This window comes from Micromonospora sp. WMMD558, from assembly GCF_049315255.1.
Taxonomy (GTDB): Bacteria; Actinomycetota; Actinomycetes; order Mycobacteriales; family Micromonosporaceae; genus Micromonospora.
In genome coordinates, this window is record NZ_CP186061.1 from 5,191,856 (window position 1) to 5,204,958 (window position 13,103).

Consider the following 13,103-nt stretch of genomic DNA (forward strand, 5'->3'; position numbering starts at 1 on the left):
CAGCGTCGTGCGCCGCAGCCAGTGGGTGCTGATCTGCTGGGCTGCCACCCCCGGCAGACGCGTGCCGATGCGCTGCCACGGGTACCCGCCACCCAACCCATCGACGGGATGACGATGGCGTCAGCCTGGCGGCTATAGCAGTCGATCGCCGCCATCCCGCAGGCCGGCGACGGTCCGCCGGTGAGGCGAGGTCCGCGACCAGCAACGCGGCCCGAGGGGTTGGCTGCCCCGGCTGGCGGCTGCCAGACACCGTAGGCGGGACGACCGGGGACACGACACCGGTGGGCACGATGGCCACCCCCGTCCGCAGACGGAGATCAACAGGGCCGGTAGGTGAGTCGCGGGGTGGTCAAACGCGCTTGACCACAAACCGCCGGAGCGAACTGATGCGCAGCGGCCCTGGCGCCCTTGACCCCCCGTTGTTGTGCAACTCGTTGCATAGGTTGATGCTCGGCATGTCGCTGGAGCACGCCATCCTCGTCTCGCTGCTGGAGCAACCCGCCTGCGGCTACGAGCTGGCCCGACGCTTCGACCGCTCGATCGGCCGTTTCTGGACCGCCACCCACCAGCAGATCTATCGCGTCTCCAAGCGGATGGAGAGCGACGAGTGGATCACCGCTGAGGAGGTCGGCCAGCCCGGGCTGCCGGATAAGAAGCTCTGGTTGGTCACCTCCACCGGGCGGTCCGCCCTGGTCGCGTGACTGCGCGCCCCGGCGCAGCCCGAGGCCGTCCGACACGAACTCGCCGTCAAGATTCGCGGTGCCGCGTTCACCGACGCTGACGGCCGGACGGCCCTCCTCGCCGAGGTCGAGCGCTACCGTGCCGACCACGCGGCCACCCTCGCCGGCTACCTGGTCGGAGAGCGCCGCGACTCGACGAGACCTCCCGGCGGCTGCTGCGCGCTACCGTCGACTGGTTCGAGCAGCGCGGCAAGCGGGCCCTGGTCGACAGCTACAACCGCCACGAGTGGTACGCCGACTTCCTCGACTTCGCCGCCGAGGAGAAGCTCTTCGCCACCTTCCTCACCCCGGCGGGCGACGGCGACGGCGCCCCGGACAAGCGCTGGGACACCGCGCGCAACGCCGCGCTCAGCGAGATCCTCAGCTTCTACGGCCTCGGCTACTGGTACGCCTGGCAGGTCACCGTGCTCGGCCTCGGGCCGGTCTGGCAGAGCGGGAACGACACCGCCCGGGCCCGCGCCGCCGCGCTGCTCGACGAGGAACACGTCATGGCCTTCGGCCTCTCCGAGCGGCCGCACGGCGCAGACATCTACTCCACCGACATGCTGCTCACCCCGACGGGCAGGGCGGCTTCCGGGTCAACAGCGGCAAGTCCTACATCGGCAATGGCAACGTCGCCGGGCTGGTCTCCGTCTTCGGCCGCCGCGTCGACATCGAAGGCCCCGAGGGGCACGTCTTCTTCGCCGCCGACAGCCGGCGCCCCGCGTACCGGCTGGTCCGCAACGTGGTCAACGCGCAGACGTACGTCAGCGAGTTCCGGCTCGAGGACTATCCGGTGCGCGCCGAGGACGTGCTGCACACCGGACCAACCTGCCTTCGACGCCGCGTTGAACACGGTCGACGTGGGCAAGTTCAACCTCTGCACGGCTTCCATCGGCATCTGTGAGCACGCCATGTACGAGGCGGTCACCCACGCCCATCACCGCATGCTCTACGGACGGCGGGTCACCGACTTCCCGCACGTGCGACGCGAACTGACCGACGCGAGACGCCCGCCTGGTGGCGATGAAGCTGTTCAGCGACCGGGCGGTCGACTACTTCCGCTCGGCAGGACCGGACGACCGGCGGTACCTGCCGTTCAACCCGATGACCAAGATGAAGGTCACCACCGAGGGCGAGAAGGTCATCGACCTGCTCTGGGACGTCATCGCCGCCAAGGGTTTCGAGGCCGACAATTCGCGACACCGAGCGCACCGCCCGGATCTGGGAACAGGTCGCCGCCCTCGCAGGCGCGTACGAGATGCACCCCTGACGAGAACCTGCGCGGCCCGCTGCTCTCCGCGCTACCAACCTGATGACGTGAGCGAAGCACCCGTCCCTGATTCACTATCGTCATCAGGTTCGTAGCCAGGGACAAGCGTTGGCCTGCCGCGACGTGGGCACTGACCACCGTCCGGGCCGCGCTGTGCCGACAATGGCCACCCTCATCAAGGACGAGGCGGACACCAAAAGCGCATCGGCGCAGCTTGGGCACTCCAGCGAGGAGGTCACTGACACCTACTACACCGCCAAGCCCGTTCAAGCCCCGGACGTCTCGGAGATCCTTGAGCGACTCGGTGCCGACCGCAACGGGTGTCTCGCGCCCGGCGCGCCCAACGACGCACATGGATGACAAATCTGGTTGCCGACCACCGTCTCCGTGCCAGAGCCGAAGATCGGACAGTCCCATTGCCGGCCGCCGTTTCGGACGCCGCTGGTCGGGCCGGGGTAGACGTGGCGCGGCCACCGCGCGATCGTCTATGTGATGTGGACGAGCCCCAAGATCTTGCGGTGGCCGCAGGCCACAACGTGGATCGCTACGGCTGGAGGGGGAGCGTCCTTACCGTTCTGTTCGCTCGGACCGCCTCGCGGCGTACCGTCGCGCTTTCCTCGAGTCGAAGCTCTATGTCGCGGCCTTGACGAGCAGGGCCTTGACGAGCAGGGCCGTGGCGGCACATGCGGCGATGGCGAGCACAGCGGGCCGGATCCTTCCCGAGTCGAGGCGCCTACGCAGCGGGGCCGCCAGTGCGAAGCCGACCGCCACGAACGGGAGCATGAGCAGGCCACCAATGACCGAGCGCCGTTCGAGATGATTGGCCAGTTGCAGCATGCTCAGTGAGCCGGCCGCGCCGACTACGAAGAACGCCGAAAGTGTGGCGCGCAGCTTGGCACCGCCCGCCCGCTGGTAAATGAGCGCCATCGGCGGGCCTCCGATGGCAGCTGTGGTGGCGGTGACTGCGGCGACGCCGCCCGCGACGGAGAGGGTCAGACGCGTGCGGGGCACGTCCACGGGAAGCAGGCTGATGCCCACGGCCACCAGCACGGTCATGGCGACCACGGCCTCCATACCGCGTCCGGGGAACGCGGCGATCAGCCAGACTCCGCAAATCGTGCCGGGGAGGCGGCCGAGCAGCGCCCAACCCAGGCCGGGAAAGTCGATGTGCCTCCACTCCCTGACCAGGGTCAGCAGCGGCAGCACCGTGCTGACGACCAGCAGCGACGCGGGCATCAGGGACGGGTCGGCGACGGTGATGACCGGTGCCGCCACGACGCCCAGGCCGAAGCCCACACTGCTCTGTACGAGCGCGCCGACGCACGCTGCGATCCCGACAACGAGCAGCAGTTGGCAACGCGGCGTGGTTGGCCGGCATCCGCGCCGCCGCAAACGCACCACGATCCCGGATCCGGCCGCCCGCCGGTGCCGGACCTGATCGGCCGGGACTTCACCGCCACCGCACGGATCAGCGGTGGTGCGGCGACATCACCTACCTACGCGTCGGGACCGGCTGGCTGTATCTGGCCACGGTCATCGACATCGCCACCCGCCGCCTGATCGTCAGGTCGATCACCACCCATATGCGCACCAGCCTGGTCATCGACGCCCTTGAGGCCGCGGTCGCCGCCCGCGGCGGCCACGTCGCCGACGTGATCTTTTGAGCGACCGCGGCGCCCAGGCAGTACGGCGGCAGCGACTTCGCCGATGCCTGCCGCCGCCACGGTGTCCACCGCTCGATAGGGCGTGTCGGCTCGTCGTACGACTGTGAGACTTTGAGGCGCCGTCAGGCGGCCTGACTCTTGCTTACGACTGACTCCGCGGCTTGGGTGTCCTTGCTGTTGATCTGTCGTCCGCCTGGCGGTGCAGCACCCAGTGGTGCTGACCGGGCGTGCAGTGACCTCATAGGAGCCTGATCGCAGCAGGTCCCGTCACAGTCCCATCCACCCGGCCGGCCAGCATCACGAACTCCTGTCGCCCTGGTCTGAGCTGGAGCCCGCGATGTCAACGCCGCTCGCTCGGTGCTGGCCGGTAACTCCACCAGCGTCCCGAAGACCAACGATGGCATCGTGGAGATGATCCGCCAGATCAAGGTCGCCATGGACGTCGCGGCCGGCAACTCGATCAGATTGAGACCGTGCACCTGACCGCCCCGCCCGCCGAGGGTCGAGGAGATGATTGCTGTCCTGCTGCCGGCCAGGGCGACCCAGCCGAGCTCGTCGAGGGTAACGACGTCCGGGCCGGCGACGTTGCCGACGCCGTTCACCGGGGTGCCGATGGCGGCCTCGACCACCCCCATCGACGACCTCCGCGGCGGCTCTTCATGATCATGCCGACGTCCATGGCGCCGCGGAACCGGCCTCGTGCCCAACCGCAGGCCCTAACTTGATCTTTAACCTGTGCGGCGTGGCATCACCGCCGTCCGGACCCCTGACGCACGCCATGGGCTGTGCCGTCAACTTGGGGCAATCGCCCCGTGGGGACGGCCACTGCCCGGTGGGGTCGTCAGGTTTCCAGTCCTCGTAGCGGTGCCGGCCGGCTAATTTCAGTCTGGAAGGGACCGCAGCGGTACGTCGAGCTGGGCCCGGAGCTCGTGGACGGTGACGCCGAACGTCTCGCGTACGCTCAATCCGGACTCTCCTACAAGGAACACCGCGTGCTCGGTGTAGACCCGGCTGACGCACCTCAGACCGGTCAGCGGATAGGTGCACTCCCGGACGATCTTCGGCCTGCCGTCCCTGGTCAAGAGCGTCATCATCACGTAGACGTCGCGGGCACCGGTGGCCAGGTCCATCGCACCCCCGACAGCGGGTATGGCGTCCGGGGCGCCCGTGTGCCAGTTCGCCAGGTCTCCCCTGATCGAAACCTGGAACGCCCCGAGCACGCACACGTCGAGGTGCCCGCCGCGCATCATGGCAAACGAGGTCGCGTGGTCGAAGTAGGAAGCACCGGGAAGCTCGGTCACCGGGATCTTGCCGGCGTTCACGAGTTCGTCGTCGACGTCGTCGCCGTGTGCCTCGGGTCCCATGCCGAGCATGCCGTTTTCGGTATGCAGCGTGATCCCGCTCGCCGGGTCAAGGTAGTTGGCGACCGCGGTAGGTTGACCGATGCCCAGGTTGACGACGGCGCCCACGGGGATGTCCGAGGCGACGAGCCTCGCCATCTCCTCCCGGGACAACGGCCCGCGGTCGAGGTGTTCGACAGTAGCGGTCACGACGGACGTCATGCGCTGTTCTCCTTTCGGCTGTGGACGCCGCGAAGATCTCCACCGGCGCTGCCGGGTCGGATTCGGCCGGGTTGCGGCACGACGACGACCCGGTCGACGAAGATGCCGGGTGTCACGACGCATTCGGGGTCGAGGAAACCGTCGGTGAGCAGCTCGCCCACCTGGACGACGGTTGTCGTCGCCGCGGTCGCCATGATGGGTCCGAAGTTGCGTGCTGTCTTGCGGTAGACGAGGTTTCCCCGGCGGTCACACCGGCATGCCGAGATCAGGGCAAGGTCTGCCTTGATGGGGAGTTCGAGAATGTAGTCCCGGCCGTCGATCCTGCGGACCTCGCGCCCCTCGGCGAGGGGTGTGCCGACTCCGGTCGGCGTGTAAAACCCGCCGATGCCGGCTCCGCCGGCCCGGATCCGCTCGGCGAGGTTGCCCTGTGGCACAACTTCGAGCTCGATCCTGCCGCTTCGGTACAGGTCGTCGAAGACCCAGGAGTCGGGCTGCCGCGGGAAGGAACAGATGATTTTTCGTACGGCGCCGGTGGCAAGCAGTGCGGCCAGCCCGTGGTCGCCGTTTCCGGCGTTGTTGTTGACGACCGTGAGTTCGCGCGCTCCGGTGCGCCGGAGGGCGTCGATCAGCTCGCGAGGCTGGCCGGCCAGACCGAATCCGCCGATGAGCACGGTGGCGCCGTCCTGGACGCCGACCATCGCGTCATCGGCGTTCTGGCAGACGGTGAGCATTCGTTCCTCCACTCGCTGGTCATCGGGAGACGTTCTCGACGACGACGGCCAGTCCCTGGCCAACGCCGATGCAGATCGCGGCGACGCCGTGCCGTCCTCCGCGCTCGCGCAGCACCCGTACGAGAGTGGCGAGGATGCGGCCGCCTGAAGCGCCGAGTGGATGTCCGATGGCGATGGCACCGCCACGGGTGTTCACGATCTGCGGGTCGATGTCCCAGGCATCGACGCAGGCCAGACTCTGAACGGCGAACGCCTCGTTCAACTCGACGGCTTCGACATCCGACCACGTGAGGCCCGCCCGCTTCAGGGCAAGGTTCGCGGCGTCGACCGGGGCGTAGCCGAACCGTTGCGGCAGGCAGGCGACGGCGGCGCGGGACACGATCCGGGCGATGGGGTCACGGCCGATGGCGACCGCCGCTTCCTCGTCTCCGAGCAGGATGGCAGCGGCGCCGTCGCTCAGCGGTGACGCGTTGCCGGCCGTGATCGTGCCGCCCGGCCGGAAGGCCGGGGGGAGTGTGGCCAGGGTCTCGACAGCCGCTTCCGGTCGGACTCCCTCATCCGGGGCGAGGTCCGTGCCGGGCACGGGCAGCACGTGGTCGTCGTAGAAGCCGGCTTCCCAGGCGGCCGACGCGAGCCGGTGCGAGCGCACCGCGTACTCGTCCTGCCTGTCTCGGGAAATGGCGAACTCCTCGCCGAGCAGTTCGTTCGCCTCGCCGAGGGAGATCGTCCACTCGGCGGGCATTCGTGGGTTGACCAGCCGCCATCCGAGGGCCGAGGAGACCGCCGTCAAGTCGGCGGGTGGAAAGGGCCGCCCGGGCTTGGGCAGCACCCAGGGTGCTCGGGTCATCGACTCCACGCCGCCTGCCAGCGCGACGGAGAAATCCCCGGTCTCGATGGATCGCGAGGCGGTCATGACGGCATCGAGGCCGGACCCACACAGCCGGTTGACGGTGCTTCCGGGAATCGTCACCGGCAGACCGGCGAGCAGCACGGCCATTCGCGCGACGTTGCGGTTGTCCTCGCCGGCACCGTTGGCATTGCCGAGGACGACCTCGTCGATCAGCGAGAGGTCCAGGCCGGGGCTACGGTCGACGACAGCGCGCAGTACATGCGCCGCCAGGTCGTCGGGCCGCACGCCCGCCAGGCCACCGCCGTACTTGCCGAATGGTGTCCGCACCGCGTCGTAGACGAAGGCCGACCTCATGATTCCTCCTGCAGATCCTTGAACGAGCGCAGCAGCATCAGCCGCTCGTCGCGCCACCTCACTCGCTGCTCCCACGCATCGAGTGGGAGCAGGCGTCGTCGCTGCGCCACGACGCTCGCCACGAGGTCGGGCGTCCACGGGTCGTGTTGGCCGCGCTCGGCCCCCATCCGTTCGTACGCCGGCCCCATCCGTGCGGCGTGTGCTTGCACGCCGCCTCGGGTGTTGAGGTCGACCGTCTCGAACGGACCCATCAACGACCACCGAAGCCCGAGCCCGCTTCGGACCACCTCATCGATGTCCTCGACCGTGGCCACCCCGTCGCGCACCAGGCAGTACGCCTCCCGCAACAAGGCGCCCTGGAGCCGGTTGAACAGGAAGCCCTCGACCTCCTTGCGAACGAACACGGCCGTCAGCCCGGCGTCCGCGTATATCTCGGCAGCAAGATCGAGGAACTTGTCGGACGTCTCCGGGGAGCGGACGAGCTCGATGACCCTCAGGAGGTACGGCGGGTTGCCCGGATGGGCTCCCAGGATGCGGTCCTGGAAATCCAGCCCGGCGCCGTACTGGGACGGGATGAGCGCGGAGCTCGAGCTGGCCAGTACGGCGTCGGCCGGTGCGTGCCGGCCGAGCAGATCGAACAGCCGCCGCTTGAGGTCGATGTCCTCGGGGGCGCACTCCTGGACCAGCTCGACATCCCAGAGGGCATGTTCGAGTTCGTCGTGGAAGGTGATCCGCGCAGCGACATCCTCGGCCGGCTCCCGGAGCAGTCCGCGGCTGGCCAGCATGGCGAGGCGGTCGGCGATGTCGTGTCGAGCCCTGCCCAGGCTGTCGGCGATCGGATCCCACATCCGCACGTAGCGGCTGGCGCTGGCGAAGACGATGCCGAAGGCAACCCCGATGGAACCGGTCCCCACCACGGCGACAGGGCGCATCAGAACTCCGTCCAGCTGCGGTCGTCGTCGTAGCCGCGACGGAGGATCTGCAGGACGGCGTCGTGGGTGAGTTCTCGCGGGTTGTTGGCCAGCAGCCGAGTCGCGAGCACCGACTGCGCGGCGACGAACTCGAACATCGAGGGCTCGAGTCCCAGGTCCCGCAGATTCAGCGGAACGCCGAGCGCGGCGAGGATCTCCTCCACGCGGAGGATACCGGCGCGGGCCTGCGCGAGCGGGTCGTCGCTTTGGGCCGGTGCGCCGAGCAGGCGACCGATCTCGGCCATCTCGGCCTGACGCGTCGGCAGGTTGTACCGCATGACGTAGGGCAGCAGCGCCCCCACCCCGAGCCCGTGCGGGGTGTGCGTGATGGCGCCCATCGGCGACTGGATGGCGTGGGCCGCAGCCGTCCCAGCGGTGCAGATCGCCATCCCCGCGCAGAACGCGCCGAGCATCGTGTCGGCCCGGGCCGGCAGGTCGTCGGGGGACGCTGCGACCTTCTCCAGGGACGTTCCAAGGAGCGTGAGTCCGTTGCGGGCATAAAGATCGGCAAGGACGTTCTTGCCGACGTACAGGTGCCTGCGGATCTGCTCGGTGGTGGGGTTCTTCGCCCGGGCGGTGAACGACTCGACGAGGTGGCTCAGGGCGTCCGCGCCGGTCGCGGCAGTGAGTGTCGGCGGACATGTCAGCGTCAGCTCCGGGTCGATGACCGCGGCATAGGGTTCGAGGTAGGCGCTCGCGACGCCCAGCTTCATTTCCTTCTCCGCGTCGTATACGACCGAGATGCACGTCGCCTCGGCGCCCGTCCCCCCGGTCGTGGGGACGGTGACGACCGGAAGTCCGGGGCCCGCGATGAGGTTCTCGCCGTACAGGTCGCGAACGTCGCCGCCGCGAGCCAGGAGCAGGGCCGCAACCTTTGCGAAGTCCAGACAGCTGCCGCCGCCCAGCCCCACGACGACATCCTGCTCCCGGTCACCGAGGGCCGACATGAGGGTGACGAGGTTCTCGCGCGGCAGGTCCGGCTCGACCTTCGCGTAGACGGACACCGTGAGGCCTTCGTCCGAGAGCGCCGCGGTGATCTCACCGAAGACGTCGGTGGTGGCCATCCGTTCGTCCGTGCAAAGGAGCACGCGGCTGCCCACGGCCGACACCACCTGCGGGATGAGTGCGCGCTGCCCGGGACCGAAGTAGACGATGGTGGGCTGGCGCAGGACGCCGAGGCCGATCTGATTGACGTTCACGACGACAGGGCTCCGTCCTCGTCGATGGTCAGGGCGATGTACTTGGGCTCGAGGAATTCGTGGATACCGTCGTGGCCACCCTCGCGCCCGATGCCGGACGCCTTGGTGCCGCCGAACGACGCGGCGGGGTCGGCCATGATTCCGCGGTTGACGCCGACCATCCCGAACTCCAGGCGCTCGGCGACGGCGACCGCCCGGGAAAGGTCGGCCGAGAAGACGTACGCGGCGAGCCCGTAGGTCGTGTCGTTGGCGAATTCGACCGCCTCTGCGACCGAGTTGACCGTGTAGAGCGCCGCGACCGGCGCGAACATCTCCTCGTTGCAGAGGCTTGTGTCGTGGTCCTTCATCCGCAGTACGGTCGGCTGGAAGAAGTGCCCGTCGCCTTCGATCGGCCGGCCGCCGGTGAGCAGTTCCGCCCCGTCGGAGACGAAGGCATCCAGGAGATCTGCCACCCGCTCGCGCTGGCGCGCGTTGATCATCGGGCCGACGTCGACCCTGGGGTCGAAGCCGTCGCCGACGCGGAGTCCGTTCACCCGATCGAGGAATTTCGCGGTGAACTCCTCGGCGACCGCCGAGTGCAGGATGATCCGGTTCGCCGCGACGCAGGCCTGTCCCGCATTGCGGAACTTGCAGACGACCGCCTGCTCGACCGCGAGGTCCACGTCGGCGTCGTCGAGGACGACGAACGGCCCGTCGCCGCCGAGCTCCATCGAGGTGTTGACGATGTTCGGGGCCGCCTTGGCGAGCAGGGTTGCGCCGACACCAGTCGAGCCGGTGAAGCTGATCTTCCTGAGTCGGAAATCCGCCATCAGCGCGTCCGAGACGCTCGCCGAACTCTTCGTGTGGATCAGATTGACGACGCCTGGCGGGAAGCCGGCATCGTGCAGTGTCTTGACGAAGAGCGCGGCGGTGAGCGGTGTCTCCTGCGCCGACTTCATGACGACCGTGCAGCCGGCGCCGAGCGCCGCCCCGGCCTTGCGGGCGGACATCAGCATGGGGAAGTTCCACGGGGTGATGAGCAGGCTGGGGCCGACCGGCTCGTGGGCCGTGATGATGCGGTAGCCGCCCGGAGAGCCCTGGGCGAACGTGCCGTGCAGGTGGGCGATCTGCTCGGCGTACCAGAGCCAGAAGGCCGCCGACAATCCGAACTCGGCAAGCGCTTCCGCGCGCGGCTTGCCGCTCTCGGACGTCATGACGTCGGCGAAGGCGTCGGCCCGCTCGATGAGCAGCCGATGCGCGGTGTGAAAGAGGTCGGCGCGTCGGCGGGGGGACCACCGCCGCCACTCGTGCTGCGCGGCGGCCGCGGCGTCGAGGGCGTCCCGGGCGTCCTCGGGAGTGCCGTCGGCGACCTCGGCCACGCACTCCTCGGTGCTGGGGTTGTACACCGGGAAGGTGGCGGTGTTCGGAACCCAACGGCCGGCGATATACAGGCCGAGCGGGATCTCGTGGCCACGAACTAGAGCGGTATCCGGGCTGATTGGTGCACGGGTCGTCATAGCGGATTTTCCCCCTGAGACGGAGACAGACGTACAGAACCGGGTAGGTGCGAAAGGAAGCGGCGACGCCACAGCAAAATCGGCGAAGCGTGCGCGGGCGGGATCAGCGCGTGAAAGACCGGGACATTCCGTTGCCTGGCCGCAACGCTCGTAACAGGAAGGACACAACTTGGCCGTCGTGGCGTCTCATTTTGCGCCACGTGCGCCGCAGACTGTGAGCCGTGCCTCATCGTCGGCGCTAGCTGACCAGCGAGGACGTGGTTCGCGGCGACGCGCTTCACGGCACGCTGGGGTTCCGGCGACGAACCGACGGAGATGACAATGCGTGACTCAGGCGACGAGGCAGCCCCCGGATAGCCCCATGCGACGAGTTCCGGCCTCCCCTGACCGGTACGACGAGTCCGTGGCGACACACCGCAGCCGCTCCGGAAACAAATCGACTCTTCCCACTCACTCGGCGTAGAGGTGACCAGATGCTTCAGCCCTACGACGGCGGCGAATTCAAGGCCCTCGAGGAAACCGCGGCCCAGTTGTCGAAGAAGGATGTACTGGCCAGACGGGAGACGGGCCTGCCCGCACCGGACCTCGTGCGCTCGTGGCAGCGGTCGCTCGCAGCGATCGGCGACCCAGGTCGGGTCCGGACCGTGCCGCATGTCCCCGAAGAGATCCTCGACGAACACCTCCTCGACGTCGTCCGCGCCCCGATGAACACCTTCGCCGACGACCTGCGCGGCACCGGCCTGGCGCTGCTGCTCGCCGACTCGAACGGGCAGATCCTCGAGCGCTGGGCGGCGGAGCGCACCGCTATCGACCACCTCGACCGGATGGGCACGGTCCGCGGCGCTGTCCTGGCCGAGGATGCGGTGGGGACGAACGGCGTCGGAACGGCGATCGCCCTGGCCAGACCCGTCCAGGTCTGGGGGAACGAGCATTTCGCCGACTTCTACCAAGGGGCCGTCTGCACCAGCTCCCCCGTGCTCCACCCGGTGACGAACGGGCTCGTCGCGGTGATGACCCTCTCCTGCGACGTCCGGAAAGGCTCCGAACTGCTCAAGCCGCTCGTACGCGGGATGTCGCGCCAGATCGAGGCCCACTTGCGGAGTGTCGAGAAACCGGCCTCCCTCGAAATGCTCCACGTCTTCCTCGAGCAGTCCCGCAAGGGTGGCGCACCCGTGATCGCGCTGGGCCCGCACGGTTCGGTGCTGCAGAGCGACAACGCCCGACGGCTCAACCTCCAGGACCTCGAGACGCTGCGCAACCTGCTCGCCGAGGACCGCCCAACCGGCCGCTACGTCGTCGAGCTGTCCACCGGTCGGACCCCGCTCGAGCTGACGTCGATCGGCCCTTCCAACGCGGTCGTCACCCTGGGCGATCCCCTCCCCCGGCGCACGTCGACGATCGGCATGCCGCGCGTGCCCCTCGCTGGACGATCCAAGGACTGGATGGGCGTCGTCCGCCAGATCGCACCCCTGCGGTCCGCAGCCGGGACCGTGATCATCGCCGGCGAACCGGGAGTGGGAAAGACCAGTCTCGCGCTCGGCGTACCGAACCGGCTCGGCGTCGGACAGGCCCCCGAGTACCTGCACGAGGCCGCCGCCCGGCACATCCAAGGTCTCGAGCCGTGGCTGTCCGTCCTCGAGTCCACGGTCCGCGCGCACCGCAGGCTCGTAGTGCGGGGCATCGACACGCTTGACCCCGCAGCCCTCGACGGTCTCCGCGCCGTCATCGAAAGCCAGGGCGAGACGCCGTCCGTGCTGCTGACGCAGACCGTCGCGACACCGGCGGCCGTCCGCGAGAACGAGATCCGCTTCGGTGCTGCCACGGTCTGGGTCGCACCACTGCGCCAGAGGTCGGATGACCTGGAAGACATCTGGCGGCTCCTGGCCGATGCCATCGCACCGCGCGCGAAGCTTCGGCTCGCTCCCCAAACCCTCACCCTCATGCGACGCTACGAGTGGCCGGGGAACGTCAAGGAGATGCGCCGTCTCGTCACCCGCTTCGCAGAAATCGGACGAACCGGTGAGATCAAGCCCAATGAGCTGCCCGCCACGATGCAGGCCGCCAAGAACCTCAGCATGATCGAGAGGGCTGAGCTCGACGCGATCCGGCGGGCGCTCATCGAGGCGGAGGGCAACCGGATGAAGGCGGCCGACATGCTCGGCATCTCCCGTGCGACCGTCTACCGCAAGATGAAGATGTACAAGCTCACGGACGAGTGACGTGGCGGCGATGTGATCGTCAATCTCCCCGCTGTGCATCGTCCCTCCCCTGGCGTCTCGGTAGC

At 68.6% G+C, this 13,103-nt stretch carries 13 protein-coding genes and 2 pseudogenes; 7 read left to right on the plus strand and 8 right to left on the minus strand.

The features are described 5' to 3' along the window. Positions 1 to 455: 455 nt before the first annotated feature. The 5 genes and pseudogenes from ACN26Y_RS24740 to ACN26Y_RS24760 all read left to right on the plus strand — a co-directional run bounded on the left by ACN26Y_RS24740 (position 456) and on the right by ACN26Y_RS24760 (position 2,352). On the plus strand, positions 456 to 701 hold the full coding sequence (locus ACN26Y_RS24740; RefSeq protein ID WP_230688755.1) for a PadR family transcriptional regulator: 246 nt from the start codon (positions 456 to 458) through the stop codon (positions 699 to 701). A 51-nt stretch (positions 702 to 752) separates the two neighbouring features. After that, the gene (locus tag ACN26Y_RS24745) at positions 753 to 1,571 is read left to right on the plus strand and encodes a hypothetical protein (RefSeq protein WP_370463367.1); all 819 of its coding nucleotides are present in this window, start codon (positions 753 to 755) and stop codon (positions 1,569 to 1,571) included. A gap of 11 nt (positions 1,572 to 1,582) precedes the next feature. Continuing rightward, positions 1,583 to 1,666, plus strand: a pseudogene (locus ACN26Y_RS24750) (hypothetical protein); the annotation flags it as partial. Positions 1,667 to 1,739: 73 nt separating this feature from the next. After that, positions 1,740 to 2,087: a hypothetical protein gene (locus ACN26Y_RS24755; RefSeq protein ID WP_370463380.1), complete on the plus strand. Its 348-nt coding sequence runs from the start codon at positions 1,740 to 1,742 to the stop codon at positions 2,085 to 2,087. 67 nt (positions 2,088 to 2,154) lie between these two features. Next, positions 2,155 to 2,352, plus strand: coding sequence for an integrase (locus ACN26Y_RS24760; RefSeq protein WP_155332582.1), 198 nt, complete (start codon positions 2,155 to 2,157; stop codon positions 2,350 to 2,352). A gap of 270 nt (positions 2,353 to 2,622) precedes the next feature. Here the strand turns inward: ACN26Y_RS24760 and ACN26Y_RS24765 are convergent, their stop codons facing one another. Next, positions 2,623 to 3,393 carry a sulfite exporter TauE/SafE family protein gene (locus tag ACN26Y_RS24765; RefSeq protein ID WP_422733594.1) on the minus strand — a complete coding sequence of 257 codons (771 nt, stop codon included), beginning with the start codon at positions 3,391 to 3,393 and terminating at the stop codon, positions 2,623 to 2,625. Between ACN26Y_RS24765 and ACN26Y_RS24770 the strand changes: the two are divergent. Further along, a pseudogene (locus ACN26Y_RS24770) lies at positions 3,356 to 3,758 on the plus strand (DDE-type integrase/transposase/recombinase); the annotation flags it as partial. The gene ACN26Y_RS24765 and the pseudogene ACN26Y_RS24770 sit on opposite strands and share 38 nt — an antisense overlap. A 20-nt stretch (positions 3,759 to 3,778) precedes the next feature. Here ACN26Y_RS24770 and ACN26Y_RS24775 read toward each other — a convergent pair. The 7 genes from ACN26Y_RS24775 to ACN26Y_RS24805 form a co-directional block, all read right to left on the minus strand. After that, on the minus strand, positions 3,779 to 4,291 hold the full coding sequence (locus tag ACN26Y_RS24775; RefSeq protein WP_422733595.1) for a hypothetical protein: 513 nt from the start codon (positions 4,289 to 4,291) through the stop codon (positions 3,779 to 3,781). A 246-nt stretch (positions 4,292 to 4,537) separates the two neighbouring features. Then, complete coding sequence (locus tag ACN26Y_RS24780; RefSeq protein WP_422733596.1) at positions 4,538 to 5,218, minus strand: 3-oxoacid CoA-transferase subunit B; 681 nt, start codon at positions 5,216 to 5,218, stop codon at positions 4,538 to 4,540. Then, positions 5,215 to 5,949 carry a 3-oxoacid CoA-transferase subunit A gene (locus tag ACN26Y_RS24785; RefSeq protein WP_422733597.1) on the minus strand — a complete coding sequence of 245 codons (735 nt, stop codon included), beginning with the start codon at positions 5,947 to 5,949 and terminating at the stop codon, positions 5,215 to 5,217. The genes ACN26Y_RS24780 and ACN26Y_RS24785 overlap by 4 nt, the downstream gene beginning before the upstream one ends. A 19-nt stretch (positions 5,950 to 5,968) precedes the next feature. Next, positions 5,969 to 7,153: a thiolase family protein gene (locus tag ACN26Y_RS24790; RefSeq protein ID WP_422733598.1), complete on the minus strand. Its 1,185-nt coding sequence runs from the start codon at positions 7,151 to 7,153 to the stop codon at positions 5,969 to 5,971. After that, entirely contained in the window at positions 7,150 to 8,085 is a 936-nt protein-coding gene (locus ACN26Y_RS24795; RefSeq protein WP_422733599.1) for a 3-hydroxyacyl-CoA dehydrogenase, read from the minus strand. Before ACN26Y_RS24795 ends, ACN26Y_RS24790 begins: the two co-directional genes overlap by 4 nt. Then, complete coding sequence (locus tag ACN26Y_RS24800) at positions 8,085 to 9,323, minus strand: iron-containing alcohol dehydrogenase (protein ID WP_422733600.1); 1,239 nt, start codon at positions 9,321 to 9,323, stop codon at positions 8,085 to 8,087. The genes ACN26Y_RS24795 and ACN26Y_RS24800 overlap by 1 nt, the downstream gene beginning before the upstream one ends. Continuing rightward, positions 9,320 to 10,819, minus strand: a complete 1,500-nt coding sequence (locus ACN26Y_RS24805) for an NAD-dependent succinate-semialdehyde dehydrogenase (protein WP_422733601.1) — start codon at positions 10,817 to 10,819, stop codon at positions 9,320 to 9,322. The genes ACN26Y_RS24800 and ACN26Y_RS24805 overlap by 4 nt, the downstream gene beginning before the upstream one ends. Before the next feature lie 473 nt (positions 10,820 to 11,292). Between ACN26Y_RS24805 and ACN26Y_RS24810 the strand changes: the two genes are divergently transcribed. Continuing rightward, positions 11,293 to 13,038, plus strand: a complete 1,746-nt coding sequence (locus ACN26Y_RS24810; protein ID WP_422733603.1) for a sigma-54-dependent Fis family transcriptional regulator — start codon at positions 11,293 to 11,295, stop codon at positions 13,036 to 13,038. Positions 13,039 to 13,103 lie beyond the last annotated feature (65 nt).

Bases quoted from the DNA above. Each gene is read 5' to 3' on its own strand.
- ACN26Y_RS24780 (WP_422733596.1), bottom strand. From the start codon at position 5,218: ATGACGTCCGTCGTGACCGCTACTGTCGAACACCTCGACCGCGGGCCG.
- ACN26Y_RS24740 (WP_230688755.1), top strand. From the start codon at position 456: ATGTCGCTGGAGCACGCCATCCTCGTCTCGCTGCTGGAGCAACCCGCC.
- ACN26Y_RS24760 (WP_155332582.1), top strand. From the start codon at position 2,155: ATGGCCACCCTCATCAAGGACGAGGCGGACACCAAAAGCGCATCGGCG.
- ACN26Y_RS24775 (WP_422733595.1), bottom strand. From the start codon at position 4,291: ATGGGGGTGGTCGAGGCCGCCATCGGCACCCCGGTGAACGGCGTCGGC.
- ACN26Y_RS24785 (WP_422733597.1), bottom strand. From the start codon at position 5,949: ATGCTCACCGTCTGCCAGAACGCCGATGACGCGATGGTCGGCGTCCAG.
- ACN26Y_RS24790 (WP_422733598.1), bottom strand. From the start codon at position 7,153: ATGAGGTCGGCCTTCGTCTACGACGCGGTGCGGACACCATTCGGCAAG.
- ACN26Y_RS24810 (WP_422733603.1), top strand. From the start codon at position 11,293: ATGCTTCAGCCCTACGACGGCGGCGAATTCAAGGCCCTCGAGGAAACC.
- ACN26Y_RS24805 (WP_422733601.1), bottom strand. From the start codon at position 10,819: ATGACGACCCGTGCACCAATCAGCCCGGATACCGCTCTAGTTCGTGGC.
- ACN26Y_RS24795 (WP_422733599.1), bottom strand. From the start codon at position 8,085: ATGCGCCCTGTCGCCGTGGTGGGGACCGGTTCCATCGGGGTTGCCTTC.